Origin of the sequence: Methanobrevibacter sp., assembly GCF_050872065.1 — an archaeon.
Classification (GTDB): domain Archaea; phylum Methanobacteriota; class Methanobacteria; order Methanobacteriales; family Methanobacteriaceae; genus Methanocatella.
In genome coordinates, this window is the sequence record NZ_JBNMGD010000002.1 from 1 (window position 1) to 19,282 (window position 19,282).

A 19,282-nucleotide genomic window follows, 5' to 3' on the forward strand; every position below is an offset into this window, starting at 1 on the left:
GTTGTATATACTACAATATAGTCCCGTAGGGTAGTGGTAATCCTTCTAGGCTTTGGACCCGGAGACGGCGGTTCGACTCCGCTCGGGACTATTACTCTTAAAAAAACTTTTTTTTACTTGATATTTTATGGAAAAATTATTACTTATTGGAATTGATACAAGAAGTATGATTAATAGTGCACTCCAACTTAATTTTGAACTATTTTCCACTAGTTATTTTTCAACATCAGATACTCCAACCATTAAAAATCAAAAGATTATTTTAAATGAACAGTCTGGAGAGAGTTGTGGTGTTTTTGAAGATCAATTCAATGAAATGAATATTTTAGAATTCTCAAAAGATTATATTGATGAAGTTGATTATATCATTCCTATTTCTGGTGTATCACCAAATGATTTTCCTAAAAAATATCAAAAGAAAATCTTAGGAACCACAGATGTTTCAGATATTGAAGACAAATTTAAATTCTTTAAAAAAATAAAAAATGAATTCTTAACTCCTATGACTTTTAGATTATCTGATATAGATGAAGCTATTGAAATTAATAAAAATTATCCTAATAATCAATTTATTTTAAAACCTGTTAAAGGAAGTGGAGGATATAACATAACTCTATTAGATAATGCAAGTGATTTGCAATTTAATAGGGGAGAGTTCATGATGCAAGAATATGTTACTGGGATTAATGTGAGTTCATCATTATTATCCACAGGAAATGCTGCAAAAACAATAATAAACTCAAGATTACTTACTATGAATGATTTTGGAAAAAAAGACAATTTCATATATGTTGGAAATATCTTACCATTAACAGATAAGTCAATAATGTCAGATATCAAAGGAATAGATAATATAGTTAAAAATATGAATGAAACTTCAGAGAATTTAGCAGTTAAGTTCAATCTCCTTGGTTCAAACGGTGTTGATTATATCCTTAATGAAAATGGATTATATGTTATTGAAATTAACCCAAGACTCCAAGGTACTTTTGAATGTGTAGAAAAAACTCTTGGAATAAATATGCTTGATGCCCACATTAAATCATGCCAAGGTGAAATCATTGATATTCCAAAACCAAAATGTTATACCTATAAAAAAATTATCTACTCACCAACAAGGATGCAATATGAAAAAATAGATTTAGACAACATTTATGACCTGCCTCACATTGGATCAATAACTGAAAAATCAGAACCTTTACTCACCATAATCGATAGTGATGAGGATTATAAAAAATTATTTGAAAAAGTAGAATTAGCTAGTGAAATAATAAATAGGAAAGCTAAAATACACCAACTAGATATAAAATAAATAATATAAGCCCAATTGTAATCATAAAAGTAGTTATAATCATCGCACGTGTCATCCAAACAAATACCTTTGCTTTATTGTCTGGATCTTTCATAAATTGGTCGATTGGATTTCTTTTCATGTTTACACCGTTTTTTAAAAAATTTCTAGTAAAAAAAATTATTTATAGTAACTAAATTACAATAACTTATTTTAAAAATAAACAATATTCTAAACTTTAATTAAAAAAATAATAAAAATAGAAGAAAATGAAAAGAATGAGAAAATTATTTTGCATTTTCTGCAACAGCTGCTTCAGCAGCAGCTTTTTCATTTTTCTCAATAGTAGATCTAATCATTTTCAATCTTACGAAGTTTTCCCTTTCCATTTCTTGGAGTCTCATATCAATATACTTTTCAGTATTTTGGAATCTAGGAATCATAATATGTTCTAAAGCATTTACCCTACGTTTGGTAGCTTCGATTTCCTCAGCAAGTAAGAAAATAGTTTTTTCCACTTCACCAAGTTCAATTAAAAACTTTAATGATTCCTCGAATTTCTTAGCAGCTTCGTCTAATTGGATAGTAGTATCAGAAAATCCATACCCTCTGTCAATAATGGATCTTTCTTCCATTTTAACATTGGTTACAGGTACAGAAACACCCATAACACTTCTTGATGTAATTTCCACATCAATAGATTCTTTAACAGATAATGCAGCTTTTCTAACAGCTAAATCACCCATAGCAATTTGAGCTTCAACTAAAGCATCATTTGCTTCTTTAAGACTTCTTTCTGCGTTTTCACGAATACCTTTGACACGATCCAAGATATCAAAAAACTCTTTAATTAAAGCATCCCTTTTTTCCTTGAGTAAACCATGCCCTTTAACAGCAAGTTTAGTCCTGTTTTTAAGGGATAATAATTCCATACGAGTTGGATTAATTCCATCTATAATATCTTGTGCCATTTAATCACCTACATTACTGTAATGAGATTATTCATCTTTAGGAAGGTATTGTTCAATAAATTCTTCTTTAACCCTTTTGAGTTCGGATTTAGGTAAGATTTTAAGTAAACTCCAACCAAGATCTAAAGATTCAAAGATAGATCTATCTTCATCTTTACTTTGGGTAATGAATTGGTCTTCAAATGCTTGAGCAAATTCTAAGAATTTTTGATCTCTTTCAGTAAGTGCTTCTTCCCCTACAACCGCAACTAAATCTCTTAATTCACGACCTTCTGCATATGCAGAATAGAGTTGGTCAGATACACCACTGTGGTCATCCCTAGTTTTTTCTCCACCAATACCACCACTCATCAAACGAGAAAGTGAAGGAAGTACATCTACAGGAGGGTAAATACCTTTCCTTGAGAGTTCCCTACTTAATACAATTTGTCCTTCAGTAATATAACCGGTTAAATCAGGAATTGGATGAGTAATATCGTCTTGAGGCATAACTAAGATAGGCATTTGAGTAATTGAACCTTCTTTACCATCAATACGTCCTGCTCTTTCATAGATACCTGCGAGGTCAGTGTACATGTAACCAGGGTAACCTCTTCTTCCAGGTACTTCTTCTCTTGCTGCAGAAATTTCCCTTAAAGCTTCACAGTAGTTAGTCATATCAGTTAAGATAACTAATACTTGCATACCTAAGGTAAATGCATAGTATTCAGCAGTAGTTAAAGCCATTTTAGGAGTTAAAATTCTTTCAATAGCTGGGTCGTCTGCTAAGTTCATGAATACTGTTAATTTTTCTAAAGCTCCAGTACGTTCGAAATCTCTCATAAAGAAGTTTGCTTCTTCGTTAGTAATACCCATAGCTGCAAAGATTACTGCAAATTCATCATCTGCTCCTAATACTTTAGCTTGTCTAGCAATTTGTACAGCTAAATCGTTGTGAGGTAAACCAGATCCTGAGAAAATAGGAAGTTTTTGTCCTCTTACTAATGTGTTCATTCCGTCAATGGTAGAGATACCAGTTTGAATAAATTCTTCAGGGAATTCACGAGAAGCAGGGTTCATAGGTGCCCCGTTAATATCTAATTCTTCATCAGGGATAATTTCTGGTCCGCCGTCAATAGGTTTACCAATACCGTTAAAGATACGTCCCATCATATCTCTGGATACACCGATTTTTGCGGTTTGACCAGTGAATCTGGTTTTAGTATCTTTAGTGTTTAAGTCTGTGGTTCCTTCGAATACTTGAATAACTGCAACGTCTTTAGTTACTTCAAGAACTTGTCCACTTCTTTTTTCACCAGTAGGTGTTTCAATATCTACAATTTCATTGTAACCAACGCCTTCTACTCCTTCAACAACCATTAAAGGACCTGAGACTTCGGATACAGTAGTATATTCTCTAGTTTTAATATTTGTATTCATGTTTAAGCCTCACTGCATTGTTTTACAACTGCAGCTTGAATATCTGCAATTTTTGCATCAAATTCATCTTGTGGTATGTATTTCATTTTACCAATTTCTTCTTTAACAGGTAAAGCTGCAATAGTTGCAATTGGAGCTCCTCTGTTAACAGCTGCAAGAGATTCTTTGTAGAATAAGAGAATGGTTTTTAACATTTGATATTGTTTGGAAGGAGCACAGTAAGTGTCTACATCATCAAATGCATTTTGTTGTAAGAAATCTTCTCTTAACATACGAGTAGTTTCTAAAGTAGCTTGGTCAGCTTCAGGTAAAGCATCAGGACCAACTAATTGTACAATTTCTTGTAACTCGGATTCTTTTTGTAATAAACCCATAGCTTGGTCACGAGTTGCTCTCCAATCTGCAGCTACATTTTCAGCCCACCAACCTTCAATACTGTCTACATATAAAGAATAACTTTGTAACCAGTCAATTGAAGGGAAGTGACGTTTATCCGCAAGAGATGCGTCTAATGCCCAGAACACTTTACAGATACGTAAGGTGTTTTGAGTAACAGGTTCGGATAAGTCCCCACCAGGAGGAGATACTGCACCAACTACAGAAATAGATGCTACATGAGGTTCTGAACCAATAGTTTCTACTCTTCCTGCTCTTTCGTAGAATTGAGCTAATCTGGATGCTAAGTATGCAGGGTAACCTTCTTCCCCAGGCATTTCTTCTAATCTTCCAGAAATCTCCCTCATAGCTTCAGCCCATCTAGAGGTTGAATCAGCCATAAGTGCTACATCGTAACCTTGGTCACGGTAGTATTCAGCAATAGTAATACCAGTGTATACACATGCTTCACGAGCTGCTACCGGCATGTTAGAAGTGTTTGCAATAAGAACAGTTCTGTCCATTAATGGGTTACCAGTTTTAGGGTCGTCAAGGAATGGGAATTCAGTAAGTACTTCAGTCATTTCGTTACCACGTTCTCCACATCCAATGTATACAACGATATCTGCATCTGCCCATTTAGCTAATTGTTGTTGTGTAACAGTTTTACCGGATCCGAAAGGACCAGGAATAGCTGCTGCCCCACCTTTAGCTACAGAGAAGAAAGTATCCTGTGCTCTTTGACCAGTTACTAAAGGTACATCTGGATCTAATTTCCTTACATAAGGACGGCTTTTTTTAACAGGCCATTTTTGGAGCATTTGTACTTTTTGTCCACCAACTTCAGCAATATCTTCTAAAATAGTGTATTCTCCTTCAGCTGCAATTTCAGTAACTTCACCTTCAAGTGCAGGAGGAACCATAATTTTGTGTAATACTGCAGAGGTTTCTTGTACTTCACCAAGTACATCTCCAGCTTTTAAAACATCTCCAACTTTAGCAACAGGTTTGAATTCCCATTTTTTCTCTTTGTCAATGGAATCTACATCAATACCTCTAGCAATGAAATCACCAGAAGCATCTCTGATGATTCTTAAAGGTCTTTGAATACCATCAAAAATGGAACTCATTACACCAGGACCGAGTTCTACGGATAATGCTCCACCAGTACATTCAACTACTTCACCAGGTTGGATACCTGCTGTTTCTTCATATACTTGGATAGTTGCGGTGTCACCTTCAAGCTCAATAATCTCTCCAATAAGCTTTTCGTTACCGACCCTAACCATCTCAAGCATCTGAGCCCCTCTCATACCATCTGCTACAATAACAGGCCCAGCAATCTTAATAATATTTCCTTCAATAATCATTTAACCATCTCTACCCCGATAACTCTTTTAATAAGGTCATTCATTTGATCAGATGATCCCTCAGAGGACCCATCTTTATCAGGTATTTCAATTATCATTGGTAAAACACTTGAACCAATTTTCCTATTAATATGTTCTCTTATTTCATTCGCCATTAATTGAGTAATGATAATAATTGAAATTTCGTCTTCTAAAAATTTATCAAAAGCTGCAATAGCCTCTTCAGAAGTTTTTACAACAACTGATTGTTTGACACCACCAAGTCTAAAACCAGAAACAGTGTCAATATCACCAATAACTGCTACTGAACTCATATTAACATCTCCATGATTTTATCATTAGGGAAGTCTGCTTCTCTTTTTGCTCTTGCAATAATTTTTAAATTTTTAATTTCACTTTCTTTTTGACTTAAATAACCAATAATTGGACCAATACCTAATGGTTTTTTAACTGATAAAGATTTTGAATATTCGGAAGCGTAAACATCTAATGCTTTCTCAAATACTGCAACTGAACCAGTTTCATTGTAAATTGGCATTACATCTGTTAATGCACTAGAATATTTAGTACCTTCTAACCCAGATACTACATTTGTAACATCAGGAGATTCCATTAAATCTTTAAGTTTCCATTCACGTAATTGGTATCCTTCATCTAATATATAAGGAGAGATTGCATCATAATCAAGACCATCTTCTTTAGCCCTTATAATTAGTTTAAGATTAGCTACATCCACTTTAGTTCCAACATATGAGTATAAAATTTGTTTGTTTTCATCGGAAGGAACATCAGTAGAACGTAATAATTTGCCCAAGTAATATTTGTCTAAAGCAGATTCTAATGGAAGAATCATGTTAGTGTTTTCATATTGTGGAAGAGCATCTTCTAAAACTGTTGCATATTCAGTATTATCCAAACTTGTAATGACATCAGTTACATTATCAGCATCAGCTAAAGATACTAAGTCATTGTATAAAGCACCACAAGGAATTAATAATTCTTTGGTTTCATCAGCATCATATCCAACTTCTTTTGCAGTTAAAATACTTTTGATATTGTCAATGTCTGCTTTTTTAGACATTACTGCAAAAGAATCTTTGATATCTTTAGGAGCTAATCTTGCAATAAATTCGTAAGTATTAGCACGTTCAACATCTAATGCTTTATCAAGTGGATATTCATCTAGAACATCAGCATATTCAGGAACACCTCTGAGATAGTTTTCAACTTCTTCAACATTGTTAGATTCAACAATTTCAGAAAGTTGCTTTTCATCAAATAATCTTCCTTTTCTAGCTCTTACTCTTGCACTTGGATTAAGATAAGGATAAATGTCCAGAATTGGTCTAGATGTAATGATTACTACTACTGCACCAACAACAAGTAATGCAATTACACATAATGCTAAAAATGTTTCATGTGTAAGTCCTGCAGAACTTATTAAAGTAGCAATTTGATCTGCCATAATTTATCCTCCTAATTTATTTAAATAATACATTAGCAACTTCACTACGTAAGATACTTTTAAATCTTTCTAATCTTGCTTCAATAGTGTTATTTACTTCAATATCTCCATTACTGGTTTTTAAGATTGCTCCACCAATAACATTGATAGGTTCACCTAATTCGAATTTGATTCCTTCAATTTCGAAAGTATTACCTGAAGATAATTCACTTTTAAATTGATTTGTGTCAGCTTCATTTAATTGAATAATTAAATCATCAGTACCGATTTCATCAGCAGCTTCTTTAATCATTTTAACTAATGAATCTTCATAATCTGCACTTTTTGAGGAAGCTTTTTCTTTTAATTCACCGACAGCTTGACTGAAAGCTGCTTCAATTACTTCTTCTTTAGCGCCTAATTTTGCTCTACGAGCATTCATCTTAGCTTCAGAGATAATTTGCTGATATCTCATATCAGATTGTTTTTTACCATTTTCTAAGATTCTTGTTTTTTCAACTTCAGCAGTTTTATCAGCTTTTGCTTTAATAGCTGAAACTTCTGCAGTAACCTCTTGAATGATTACATCAGCGTTCTCTTGGGCTTCAGACATAATGCTTGAAACAATTTTATCTGTGCCTGAGCTCATATAAAATGCCCCCTTAACCTAAGATTCCACCGAATACCATAAGTAAAATAGCAATCAAGAAACCGTAAATAGCTTGTGTCTCTGGTAATGCAGAGAAAATAATACCACGAGCAAACATATCATTGTCTTCTACAATAGCACCAACGGAGGATGCTGCTGCCATACCTTGTCCCATACCGGAACCTAAACCAGCAAAACCAATAGCTGCACCTACACCGATAGATACAATACCAGCTTCAGTAGGTAATCCTTGGCCTCCACCTAATAATCCTGAAAATACTAATAATAAGATTGCAACCAAGAAACCGTAAATAGCCTGAGTTTCTGGTAATGCAGAGAAAATAATACCTCTTGCAAACATGTCATTGTCTTCTGCTACTGCTCCTACAGAACCAGCAGCTGCCATACCTTGCCCTAAACCGGAACCTAAACCGGCAAATCCAATTGCTACTCCAGCACCAATAGCTGCTAAAGCAGTACCTAAAGCAATTTCTACCATATTTAATTCACCTTTGAAATAATATTGATTTTATAATTTAATTTAATATAAATGAAAAATTTTTAATTTATTTAAGTTTTGTAAATATCCTATTTGCTTTGAAAGCTTCGAATTTTCCTTTACCACTCATGAAGAATTGTGAAAAGAACTCTACATAGTTAAGACGTAAAGCGTTAATAAATGCACCTAATACTTGGAAAGCGAAGTTTGCAATATGTCCGAATATAAAGACCAATATCGCAACTACAATACCTACAACTGGGACCATGTTATTTAACATTACTGCTAAGATGTTTACTGTCATAGCAATACCACCAGTAGCTAAACATAATGCTAAAAGACGTGCGTAGGATAAAACATCACCCATGTAACCGAAGATATCCATTACACCATATGCACCATTAGCCCATATTAACATTCCAATAGTTGCAATGATTAAAATTCCTCCTAAGACCATACCAATCATGCCTACTGCAGGCATCATGAAACCTAAAGCAAGGAGAACAATACCAGCTTCGAAAACAAACCAACAAATTTGAGATCCGATAGCTTCTTTCACTTTACCGTATCTTAAGTTGTCGATAGCACCAATAATGAAACCAATGTTGGTGTAAAGAAGACCAAGTCCAATAGCTATTATTAAAATAGTATCAGGGTGTTTGAATGCTTCAACAGGAGCAAATACGGTTGGTAAACGGAATCCTAAAATTCTTTCTGGGAAATCCCCAATGAAACCATTAGTTATCAAACCTAAAACAATCGCCCACAGACCAGACCATATCAAGATCCAACCAAATGAACGCATAGAGTCTTTTGTTTTACCTAAACCTTTAAGTAATACAACACCGATTAAAGATACAACTAATCCATAAACTGCATCGGTTAAACAGAAACCGAAGAATAATGGGAATGTAATTGCAACAAAGAGTGTTGGATCGATTTCATTGTAACGTACTGGAGAGTACATATCTACGAGGAATTCGAAAGGTTTTGAATACCATCCATTTTGTTGTAAAACAGGAACATTTTCATCATCAGTACCTTCAACTTCAATAGTTTCAAAGGCACAGTGTCCCTCAGAACTTTCTTCAACTAATTGTTCAACTTTTTCAGTGTCTTTTACAGGCACCCATGCTTCAAGAACATAAGCATCTTTAGTTTGAACAAAAGAAGAGAGAATTTCGTTCTTATCTTTTTCATTTTCTAATTGCTCTTTGAGAGCTAAAATTTCATCATCCCATTGCTCAGCAACTGCTCTTAATTCAGTTTTAACAGCAGCACGTTCTGATTCAATAGTTAATAAACGAGCATCAGCACTTGAAATGATATGCTGAGGAGTACCTTCAACATTACCTATTTCAATTTTCTCAAAGTCGAATTTACGAAGTGTTGAATAAACATCATCACTAAATTCTTTTAATGTCACTACAGCGATGATTTCACCATCATCTCCATCCATAGAAACAGTAAATAATTCTAATTCATCAGTCAAGTTACTTAATTCATTTTTGATTTCTGAAGTAGATTCAGCATTAATCCTTCCAACAGTAGTAGAAGTGTACTTTGAATCTTTTAAAAGCGCTAAATCCATGTCAAAATTAGATAAACGTTTAGCTAAACTTTTATTAGACTGTAGTTCACTTGTTTCTGAGTCGAGTGCAGCAAGTTTGCCTTCAATAACGCTTGTTTTACTTTCCACCTTAGCTAAAGTTTCTTCAGCTTTTTCAATGAAAGCTGGAGTATCTAATCTTTCTACTTCTTTTTGAACCGGCATATCAGGACTAATCAAAGACATTAAAGTGTCCTTTAACCCATGGCCTTCTGATATAGAATTTCCTAATAGTTCAGATATACCATTTGTTTTCATAAGAAGTGAAGATAATTTACCTGTATATGGTGTAGCTTTTGAAGGAGTTACTAATTCTGCTAATTCAGGATCTTGCTGAATGCTTTCAGAAATATCACTGACTTGTATAAGCCCTGATTCGTGGAGAGTGTCCACTGTAGGTGCTACATACTTATCAAGTGTAACAATTCTAATTTTACGCATTCTAGCTGTCTTGAACATATAAACTCACACTACAATATATTTTTGACAATAATAGAAGCAGCCTCATCAACATTGCCCATAGCTTTTTCTTTTAAAACTTTAACTTCAGCTTTGGACTGTTCAGCAATAGACTGTGCTTCTTTTTTAGCTTTATCTTCTGCATCAAAAACAGTTTTTTGAGCTTCCTCTTCTGCTGCAATTTTAACTTCTAAAATGGATTCTTCAGCTTTTAATTTAGCATCAGCGACCATATCTTTTGATTGGTCTTTTGAATCCGCAATAAGTTGTTCAGCATCAGATTCTGCTTTTTTTATCATTGCGATTGCGTCTGATATCTCTGCCATAATTAATCACCATGGTGTAATTATTTTTGTTGTGTAATATATATATCTTTTACTATCTAAAATTAAAAAAAATAATTAGAATTGGAAATAATTAAAAAAAAATATTCAAAGTAAAAATCTCATGTGTAAAAAAGTGATAAAAAAAGAATAAAAGATAAATTATTTATCTATAAAACCATCTTAACATTTTAGGAGGTAGTTTTTGCAAATAAGCAAGAATAGCAATTATAATTATAATTACGCCCACTATAACAAACTCTAAGTTATATGGGAATCCAAGCAACATGTATCCTGCAACAGCAATAATAATACCTTCAAAAAAGAAAACTGCTTTTGTCCAACCAGGGTTAAACATGATAATCATGTAGGCAACAGCAATCATAATCAATATAATTGCAGTAGCGATAACATCATTTGTTATTGGTTGATGTCTCAAGAATGGTAAAATTCCCCATATGATTAACAATAAAGCCACTAATACTCCAAGTAGTTTAAACATTTTAATATTTGCCATAATAACACTAATTCTTATTTTACTTTCATAATATTTATATCATGTCATATAATATTAACATATGGAACGAGCAGTTTGGATAATCTTAAACAATAATTTTTCACTAACATTGGACAGTGAAATAAAAAACGGAAAAATAGTAGATAAAAGATTCTCACCTGGAAGCGATTTATGGACATCAGAAGTTCCACAATTAAGTTTTGAGGATAAACAAGTTCAAAAAGACTATGATATTTTTATATCCGACATTATGACACTATTTACTGAACCAAGCGTTGATACAGTATTTATCGATGCAAAATTAGGTGAAGAATCTGAATATGTTAATTCTAAAGAACCTTTAGTTATAAGAAAAATAGAGGAATATACTGTAGATGAAATTATAGAATAGCATTAGCTTTTTTTAATATTTCCTCTTCATTACTAAATTCCAATGGATTGCCTTCATCATCTACCCTTTCAGTAGTAATTAATACATTTGGGGAAGCCCATAGATATGAATAAGTGAAATATGCAACATTTATTATTAAAATTGGCGAAATATAAAAAAGAGCAATTATTAAGCAAATTGCATGAATCAAAACATTACCATATCTTCTTTTGTGCATTAAAATAAAATTACTGCCATTTTGAGCAACTTTAAATTTTTTCAAGGACAATTCTTGAGAGATTTTTTCCATATCCTTTGAATCATCTGCAGGCAATATAAACAATTTCATTTTAATCTTTATACACTACAAATTCATCTAACTCTTTTCTTGGAGTTTCACGAGGTTCAGCATTAGCATAACCAAGAGGAGTAAATAACACTACTTCTTCATTTTCATCTAATTCTAAAAATTGATGTGCTCTGTATTTCTTAAATGCACCAATATAACAAGTTCCAAGTCCTACATCAGTAGCTGCAAGAATAATATGATCCATTACAATAGTAGCATCAATATCTGAAATATTTTTAGAATCCCATGGCCTTACCCATGATTCATTTCTTAATGCAACAACAGCCAATACATATGGTGCCTCTACAAACCATTCTGCACTGTAAATTTTAGATAATTCATCTTTATATTTTTTAGCATTAATTACATAAACTTTAAACGGTTGATTATTAACTCCTGTTGGAGCTATAGTTGCTGCTTTTAAAACATATTCAAGTTTTTCTTGCTCTACTTCTTTATCTAAATATCCTCTTACACTATATCTTTCATTAATTACATCTATGAATTCCATGTTATCTTCCTCATTGTTGATATATTACATCATCAAGATCGCAAAATCTTCTAAATTCATCTTCATCCATTTTTTCTTCGTGAATATGTGCAATAATACCTGGAATTCTACCAATTATAAACACACCTAATCCTAAGTCTGGAGTGAATCCCAAATCTGATAAAATAGCAGCATTTGCACCATCTACATTAAGTCTAATATGTTTTTTCTGATATATTAAATCCTCAAGAGCTAATGCTAATTTTATATGAGGTCCAATAAAACCTTCTTTAATAACTATTTCCATTAGTTTATCCGCTCTTGGATCAACATTATGATACCTATGGCCAAAACCTGGTACCTTTTTATCTTTAAGAATATATTCTTGATAAATTTCAATAGCTAAACTAGCAATTTGCTTATTGTCAATTTCAGCATCATCAGTCAAATATAAAGAACTTATTTTTGATTGATATAATTCCATTGTTTTTTCAATAGCTCCTGCATGCTTATGTCCAAATGATAATAATGCTCCAGCCACTGCTGAATTAACTGGTGAGCCTGAAGAAGTAACAATACGTGCTGTTTGAGTACTTGGAGGAGTTACACCATGATCACAAAATGAAACAAGAACATGATTAAAAATTTTTCCTTCCATAATAGAGGGTAACTGTCCTTTTAAAAGTAAGAAAATCATATCACTATATCTTATTTTTTCAATTAAATCCTTTTGATTATAACCTCTTGTTACGATTTTATCTGTTTCAACACGTGAAATCGCTGTTTTCAAAGAATGCCTATCAATCTTAAAATTATTTTCTTGCATTTTACGTTACCTATTTTATCAATTATATTAAAAGTAATCTTAAATTATATATAAATATTTACAATTTTAATGTTGCTACTCTTGGCTCAACAAAACAAGAGGGTCTTATTGAAACTATTCTAACACCACTTGCTCTTTGATTTCCAATATTCAAGTAAGTACCTAAAACTGTAGTTTTTCCACCGAATCCCATAGGTCCAATACCTGTTTTATTCAATCTTTGAGTTATCTTTTGTTCATGCTCATTTTGATTATCTAAATTTCCATAAGCAATTGACTTTAACAGAAGAGAAGTTGCTTCATAATGTGTTCTACCTATACCAATTGATGGAATTGAAGGAGTGCAACCTAACATTTTTAGGGATTCTTCAAGCCATTCACATGCAGTGTTTATTACATTATCAAAAGATCTCTTATGATAAACACTAAGTGTTTTTGCTCTGATTTCCGGACCTCCCCCTTCAAGTAAGAAATGAATATTCAATGTATCAGAAGAGATATCCCTTTTATATGTTGACTCATCATTTACATTATCTATTAATATAGATGCTGGGCGAAGCATTCCTGGCCTCTCAAATAAACCTTCACTTTGCTCAATTCTTTGAACTTCATCTCCAATAACTGCCATTGGCCTTGCTGGAAGATTATTTAAGCCCAATTCTATTCCTTCATGAATCAGATTTATTAATTTTCCTGAAATTTCTCTGTCTTCACCAATCTCAATAATCACATGGGGAATGCCTGTATCATCACATAAGGGGAATTTAATATCTTGAGCTACTTCATAGTTTTTTAAGATTTGCTTTAATGTCCATTTAGCATTTTCATTATCTTCCATATGAATAGCTCTTTTTAATGCATGAAATTTATCCTGAGAAAGAGTAGTTGAAGCATCAACTATTGTTTTTGAAATATCTTCTAAAATACCCATATAATCACTCTGGAGTGGATAAGTCATCAGATTTCACAGGAGATACAACTGCATCTAGACAATATTCATTAATTATTCTTTTTACAAGTGCAACTTGTTTGATGCGTGCTATTGCTTCTTTTTCTGTTGTATCCCAATTATGATTTGCAGCAACTGAACCACCAGTTTTTAAATAAACCGGAGATGCAACCTTAATAAATTTTGGAACTTCATAATGTCTAATAAACCCACCAGTAGATTTAGGATTTTCAGTATGTAAATCAATTGCCATATCACATGAATCTCTAATAGCTGCAATCATTGGAATTTGTAAATCTCTTACAGGATTAAATGAATTAAGTCCTTGAGATTCGAGTAATTTCGCAGAAGCAGGATTAGAATGACCTGCATGAGCTGATAATTTAAAATGAACATTTTCTGGTATTTCACCATCTCTTCTCATCTGATTTAATACCCACAACAATCCTTCATCATATAATAATATTCCACGAACACCTAATCTACAAGCTCTTTTCACATCTTCAACTGCATAGACTAAATTATCATAACCTCTAAGACGATACCCAATTCTGCTTCCCTCTTTAGTGTGAACCGTTGCAGAAGTATCATATGTTGCTCTTGGACCTACTGCCAAAAACAATTCACATCCATAGTTAATAGCCAAATCAACCATTTCCTTAATCTCTTCATCAGCCAACATCATTATTCCTTTTGTTTGAGTTATTCTATGGATAAAAATGTTCTGTTTAACGGATTCCGCTAAAAGGGCTTTCATTGTCTTTGGAGATTGGATTCCTGGAACTTCAAAGCGATATTGTCCACCATCATCAAAACGCTTATCAGATTTAAAATCATCAAAAACTTCATTTATACCAATTTTTTTAAGGAATTCTTTAGTATTTTCCATATTACCTACCCATTCAATTTACGAACAACATATTTCATATTATAATCTTCAATAGAATCAATAACAGTTAATTTTTTAACATCATAATGTGGATTTAACCCTTTGAATTTGTCAATTAGTTCCCTTAACTGTAAAGGATTTTCAAAATCCCCTTTTGGAAGGAATGTGATATTTTGAAAAATTCCATTTCTGAAAACATCATCTAACTTAATAATAACATTTGAAGGTCGTTTAGCAGGATATAACTCATTTAATTTATCGTCAGATAAAATAATCATTCCGTTTACTATGTTCTTAATAGCATTTACATCATCAACAGTAGAATAATTTTCTAAAAGTCCAAATTCTATTAATTGATTAATCTTATCAACACTAACCTCACCGACAACAAGAGAAATCGCAATTGCATATGGGAGACTTTGTTTTAACTCCTCAATATTTTTAGGGCAGTAATTATTGTGTTCAGCTGCAATTTCATATGTCTTGACTGCAACATTCTGAATATGATTATATTCATCCCCAATACTTGCCTTAAGCTTCAACGCAGTATCTATTGATGAATGTAAATGCCTACAGAATGGATATTTTTTAAAGTAAATATCCCTAACCCTTACTTTCCCAATGTCTTTTAATGCATCTTCAAATGAAAATTCATCCATATCCAAATCATCACCATTTAAAACCATTGTTTTTAAAAAACCTTCATCCCCTTCAAAAATAGTTCCACTACCAGTAAAACCATTCCTTGCAAGATATGCTGATAAAATACCATTATATGCTGCTTTACCAACATGAAGAACCTTACCCATAGATCCACCATGATCAGATTCTAAAAGACCTGCTGCTTGAGTTCCACATAGGCCTAATGCATTTAGAATTTGATCTTCATCCAGTTTTAACAGTTTAGAAGCAACCACTCCAGAAATAAATGTTCCGATTGTTCCTGTTGTGTGAAATCCATTATTTCTATGTTTAGGATTTACAAGCTGACCAAGTAAAATTCCAACTTCATAACCTACAATAACTGCTTCCAAAAATTCCTTACCAGTCAAATCATAAGCTTCCGAAATTGCAAGAGCCGTTGGAAATATTACTGCACCTAAATGAATTTGAGCACCCCTATGACCATCATCCAGCTCCAATACATGTGCAGCAACACCATTTACAAAAGCAGCACTTAAAACATCTGTTTTAAATTCTTTACCAATGATAGATGCAGTTAAATTTGAATCAAATTTTGCTTGAAATATCTCTTCAATAGTATTTAAAGCAATGATTGGTGCTTCTTCACCCATTCCTCTATAGGTTACTCCAAAAAAATCTAAAAAAGCAGCTTTTACTGTAGTTAATGACTCCACAGTTGCTTGTTCATAGCGATAATTTGATATAAATTTAGAAATATTTCGTAAAAACATAAAACACCTATCATAAATATATGTAAAAAGTAGTATTAAAATAGATGAGTTATGATTTTAACATGAAAAAATAACTTACACATATAACTTCCATGACAGCAAAATATCTTTAAATAATGGAGTATTATCTTAAACCAAATGGGAGATTTGCAAAAAGCAAGTAATATAATTAAAATAAAAAAAAGAGTTTAAATCTGGACACCTGTTAACATTAATATAATCTGTGCTACAAATGCTGAACCTAAATAGGTAGATGCAATAACAAGAATTGTAATAATAACCGCTCTTGGACCCAATGCTTTAAATTCATCCCAGCTTTTACCCATACCAATACCCACATATGCTAAAAATACAGTAACGATTGATATTAATTCAACTTTAGAAACATAATAAAGTAGAATTTCAGATGTAGGCATTCCTGGGAATGCGAGAACAATACCTATTATACTAATATAAATAATTGAGGAAATATCTAACGGCAAATATCTCTCCATCCAAACACCAATGAGAGTAATTACTGATAATATAAACATACCAATTAATGAATCACCAATAGGATGATGATATCCAATATAATTCCCAATAACAGTGATAATTGAAAATATAGTCAAAAGTAAAATCCAGTTCAAAATACCATGAACGGACACATTCTCTGATTCATCAATAATGTCAACCATCTAGTCATCTCCCTCTTCTACATTACGGTTTCTTCCAATCTTAGGTTCTAAAATATCATATAATTTTTCTGTTAACGGAATAGCAACAAACATTACAATATAAATACCTACAGAGAAGGAAAGCAAATTACTAAATCCTGCAAATGCTTCAATTTGTGTTGCTAATTGTGGGAATGCTGCAATAGTCGGAGCTAATGAAGCAGCATTCATACTTGCACTACCTACACCACAAGCCATCGCAAATGCATATGGATGTAACGGTAGAATTGAAACACAGATACTAGTTAAGAAACTAATGAATACTGTTCCAATAATTGTTCCAACAATAAAGAGTGCAAAAATACCTCTTGATTCCGGTGAATTAAATCCATATTTATCAACAATAACTGCAACTTCCGGTTCACGACCAATAGATGAAGTCATACCAATAGATTCCCTTTTAAATCCAAGTAATAATGCAATAGGAAGTGCAACTAAAATTGTAGCTAAATGCCCTAATTCTTGTAACATTAAAGCAGGCCCCATTTCAAAAATCAAATGGATAGATTGACCACTGGAAACCGCTAATTTTGCAATTAAAACTCCAATGAATAGCATCATTGCCCCTTCAGCAACTCTAGATTGTTTCCTTTTAATCCAAAAAATAGGCTTTGCTAAATAAAAGATCAAACCTAAAATCATTGTATATAACAAAGGCATTATTGAAACTGAGACACCCTCAGTTATATGAATCTTCATTGGTCCAATAAATTCAGCAATAACAACTAAAAATAACACACTGATGTGCAATCCATAATCCTTCCATGGATTCTTCTTTAAAATACGTCTATCAGTTTTATCACGATAAATATGTTTAATATCTTCCGTGTCACTATTTTCCTTTGATATTATCGTCAACCCCTAAAAAAGTATAATTCCAAACTAAATTATACTCTTAAAATTATCATATATAAATTAATAGGAAATATTTTTTAAAAGTTCTAAAAAATAGAATAAAAATAATGAAAAATACTTAATTATTTCACTAAAAGTGAACTTAGTAAAAAATAGTATAATCCTTTAATAAAGATTACAACAAACCATATCTCTTATTTAGTTATAATTCATCCTACAAAGTGGTTTTGAAAGATGTCTCCTTGCTGAAACTGGTGTTTCATAAAATTGAGAATTTTTTAAAAAACGAGTTACACTAATAGGAACTTTTTCATTTGACTGGATTTTATTACCACATTTTTTACATTTAAATCCCTTATTTTTACCAGCAGAAGTCATTCTTTTACCACATTCACAAATTGGATTTCTATATTCAATATCATTTAATTTGATAACTTGAAACTTCTCAATATTAAATGTATTCTGTTTTCCAATTCCACCATAAACTTTTATAACATCACCAGGGCGTAAATCAGAAACTACCTTTCTAAAATTTTTAGTAGGTTCATAAGCACCACATTCAATCTCACCCGTCTCATCGAAGAGATAAAAGAACATATGTCCCCCATCAATTATTGTTGGTTTGTTTTTAACTTCCCCAATGAATTCATAACATCCAAATTGTTTCATAGATGAAATATCATTGACTTTTTGAATATGCATATCAGTATGTTGATTTGTTTTGAAAATACACCAATCCACAATATGTTCTGAAACCTTAACTATCTTTTTTGCCTTCATAAGTGATTCAACAGTATTTGATCTAATACCATACAATACCGGACAAGGTGTTTTAGGTTCAATTGCAATATAGTTCTCTGAATAGTCAATATTTTCAAAAGTATCTGGAAATGTTTCATTATCCATTTCATAAACAGATTCATAATCAATTTGTCTTTTGGTTCCATAATTCTCAGATGCACGATAAGCCAATAATTCAAAAGTATAATCTTCCAGAGGCAAACTAATAGCTGCAATGGATCCAATAATTCCCCTTCCTTTTTTGAATTTATGAATTTCACATCCAATAGAACGACCAAACTCCTCAGCTTCTTCAATTGTAATGAATTCATAAATTGCCTTAAATGCATAATCCTCCATTTCCTTTGTAATTTCCCCATCATAGAAAATTACCCCTGGATTTGTATTATCACAATCAAACATGGACAATTTTTCAACTTCATCTAACACAATTTTTTTAGCTAAATCAACATTATTATCATTTGGAATCCTTAAACTAACTCCACCATTTCCACGAGTTTTAAAACGAGCAAAAGGATTTAACCTTATTAAACGTGGATAATCAACCAGTTCAATTCCATTTTCTTCAAATTTATTAATAATTTGACTTGCTAAGTATGTAGTACACATCCCATCAGGAGAGTCCGTATCATCTATTCCAATATGTAAAATATTAATTATAATCACCTTAAATATACAAATATATTAGAGTTAAAA

At 32.3% G+C, this 19,282-nt stretch carries 22 protein-coding genes and 1 tRNA gene; 3 read left to right on the forward strand and 20 right to left on the reverse strand.

Annotated features, from left to right (window positions below; all coding sequences use genetic code 11):
• Positions 1-19: 19 nt before the first annotated feature.
• Positions 20-91, forward strand: a tRNA-Gln gene (locus ACR0P1_RS00405).
• Positions 92-127: 36 nt separating this feature from the next.
• A complete protein-coding gene (locus ACR0P1_RS00410; protein WP_432644435.1) occupies positions 128-1,312 on the forward strand; it encodes an ATP-grasp domain-containing protein in 1,185 nt (394 codons plus the stop codon).
• On the opposite strand, the gene ACR0P1_RS00415 is transcribed toward ACR0P1_RS00410, so the two are convergent.
• The 11 genes from ACR0P1_RS00415 to ACR0P1_RS00465 all read right to left on the reverse strand — a co-directional run bounded on the left by ACR0P1_RS00415 (position 1,284) and on the right by ACR0P1_RS00465 (position 10,926).
• Positions 1,284-1,433, reverse strand: coding sequence for a hypothetical protein (locus ACR0P1_RS00415; RefSeq protein ID WP_432644436.1), 150 nt, complete (start codon positions 1,431-1,433; stop codon positions 1,284-1,286). The two genes, ACR0P1_RS00410 and ACR0P1_RS00415, sit on opposite strands and share 29 nt — an antisense overlap.
• A 145-nt stretch (positions 1,434-1,578) precedes the next feature.
• Positions 1,579-2,262, reverse strand: a complete 684-nt coding sequence (locus tag ACR0P1_RS00420) for a V-type ATP synthase subunit D (protein ID WP_432644437.1) — start codon at positions 2,260-2,262, stop codon at positions 1,579-1,581.
• Positions 2,263-2,289: 27 nt separating this feature from the next.
• Positions 2,290-3,681 carry a V-type ATP synthase subunit B gene (locus ACR0P1_RS00425; RefSeq protein ID WP_432644438.1) on the reverse strand — a complete coding sequence of 464 codons (1,392 nt, stop codon included), beginning with the start codon at positions 3,679-3,681 and terminating at the stop codon, positions 2,290-2,292.
• Positions 3,682-3,683: 2 nt separating this feature from the next.
• Positions 3,684-5,426 (reverse strand): ATP synthase subunit A, encoded by a 1,743-nt coding sequence (locus tag ACR0P1_RS00430; RefSeq protein WP_432644439.1) that lies wholly within the window; start codon positions 5,424-5,426, stop codon positions 3,684-3,686.
• On the reverse strand, positions 5,423-5,740 hold the full coding sequence (locus ACR0P1_RS00435) for a V-type ATP synthase subunit F (protein ID WP_432644440.1): 318 nt from the start codon (positions 5,738-5,740) through the stop codon (positions 5,423-5,425). Before ACR0P1_RS00435 ends, ACR0P1_RS00430 begins: the two co-directional genes overlap by 4 nt.
• Entirely contained in the window at positions 5,737-6,891 is a 1,155-nt protein-coding gene (locus tag ACR0P1_RS00440) for a V-type ATP synthase subunit C (RefSeq protein WP_432644441.1), read from the reverse strand. Before ACR0P1_RS00440 ends, ACR0P1_RS00435 begins: the two co-directional genes overlap by 4 nt.
• 16 nt (positions 6,892-6,907) lie before the next feature.
• Positions 6,908-7,519, reverse strand: a complete 612-nt coding sequence (locus tag ACR0P1_RS00445) for a V-type ATP synthase subunit E (RefSeq protein ID WP_432644442.1) — start codon at positions 7,517-7,519, stop codon at positions 6,908-6,910.
• 13 nt (positions 7,520-7,532) lie between these two features.
• Positions 7,533-8,018 carry a V-type ATP synthase subunit K gene (locus tag ACR0P1_RS00450; protein WP_432644443.1) on the reverse strand — a complete coding sequence of 162 codons (486 nt, stop codon included), beginning with the start codon at positions 8,016-8,018 and terminating at the stop codon, positions 7,533-7,535.
• A 67-nt stretch (positions 8,019-8,085) separates the two neighbouring features.
• Complete coding sequence (locus ACR0P1_RS00455; protein WP_432644444.1) at positions 8,086-10,086, reverse strand: V-type ATP synthase subunit I; 2,001 nt, start codon at positions 10,084-10,086, stop codon at positions 8,086-8,088.
• A gap of 11 nt (positions 10,087-10,097) precedes the next feature.
• Positions 10,098-10,412 carry a V-type ATP synthase subunit H gene (locus ACR0P1_RS00460; protein WP_432644445.1) on the reverse strand — a complete coding sequence of 105 codons (315 nt, stop codon included), beginning with the start codon at positions 10,410-10,412 and terminating at the stop codon, positions 10,098-10,100.
• Positions 10,413-10,575: 163 nt separating this feature from the next.
• Positions 10,576-10,926: a hypothetical protein gene (locus ACR0P1_RS00465; protein WP_432644446.1), complete on the reverse strand. Its 351-nt coding sequence runs from the start codon at positions 10,924-10,926 to the stop codon at positions 10,576-10,578.
• A 61-nt stretch (positions 10,927-10,987) separates the two neighbouring features.
• Between ACR0P1_RS00465 and ACR0P1_RS00470 the strand changes: the two genes are divergently transcribed.
• Complete coding sequence (locus ACR0P1_RS00470; protein ID WP_432644447.1) at positions 10,988-11,317, forward strand: hypothetical protein; 330 nt, start codon at positions 10,988-10,990, stop codon at positions 11,315-11,317.
• On the opposite strand, the gene ACR0P1_RS00475 is transcribed toward ACR0P1_RS00470, so the two are convergent.
• The 9 genes from ACR0P1_RS00475 to ACR0P1_RS00515 form a co-directional block, all read right to left on the reverse strand.
• Positions 11,307-11,645, reverse strand: coding sequence for a hypothetical protein (locus ACR0P1_RS00475; protein ID WP_432644448.1), 339 nt, complete (start codon positions 11,643-11,645; stop codon positions 11,307-11,309). The two genes, ACR0P1_RS00470 and ACR0P1_RS00475, sit on opposite strands and share 11 nt — an antisense overlap.
• 1 nt (position 11,646) lies before the next feature.
• Complete coding sequence (locus ACR0P1_RS00480) at positions 11,647-12,156, reverse strand: nitroreductase family protein (protein ID WP_432644449.1); 510 nt, start codon at positions 12,154-12,156, stop codon at positions 11,647-11,649.
• Positions 12,157-12,166: 10 nt separating this feature from the next.
• A complete protein-coding gene (locus ACR0P1_RS00485; protein WP_432644450.1) occupies positions 12,167-12,961 on the reverse strand; it encodes a citryl-CoA lyase in 795 nt (264 codons plus the stop codon).
• A 58-nt stretch (positions 12,962-13,019) separates the two neighbouring features.
• Positions 13,020-13,892 (reverse strand): fumarate hydratase, encoded by an 873-nt coding sequence (locus ACR0P1_RS00490; RefSeq protein ID WP_432644451.1) that lies wholly within the window; start codon positions 13,890-13,892, stop codon positions 13,020-13,022.
• 4 nt (positions 13,893-13,896) lie between these two features.
• Positions 13,897-14,799, reverse strand: coding sequence for a peptidase (locus ACR0P1_RS00495; RefSeq protein ID WP_432644452.1), 903 nt, complete (start codon positions 14,797-14,799; stop codon positions 13,897-13,899).
• Between the two features lie 5 nt (positions 14,800-14,804).
• Positions 14,805-16,214: an MmgE/PrpD family protein gene (locus tag ACR0P1_RS00500; RefSeq protein ID WP_432644453.1), complete on the reverse strand. Its 1,410-nt coding sequence runs from the start codon at positions 16,212-16,214 to the stop codon at positions 14,805-14,807.
• 188 nt (positions 16,215-16,402) lie between these two features.
• Entirely contained in the window at positions 16,403-16,891 is a 489-nt protein-coding gene (locus ACR0P1_RS00505) for a hypothetical protein (protein ID WP_432644454.1), read from the reverse strand.
• Complete coding sequence (locus tag ACR0P1_RS00510; RefSeq protein WP_432644455.1) at positions 16,892-17,788, reverse strand: DUF3100 domain-containing protein; 897 nt, start codon at positions 17,786-17,788, stop codon at positions 16,892-16,894. It lies immediately after the preceding gene.
• A gap of 195 nt (positions 17,789-17,983) precedes the next feature.
• Complete coding sequence (locus tag ACR0P1_RS00515) at positions 17,984-19,252, reverse strand: TiaS agmantine-binding domain-containing protein (RefSeq protein ID WP_432644456.1); 1,269 nt, start codon at positions 19,250-19,252, stop codon at positions 17,984-17,986.
• Positions 19,253-19,282 lie beyond the last annotated feature (30 nt).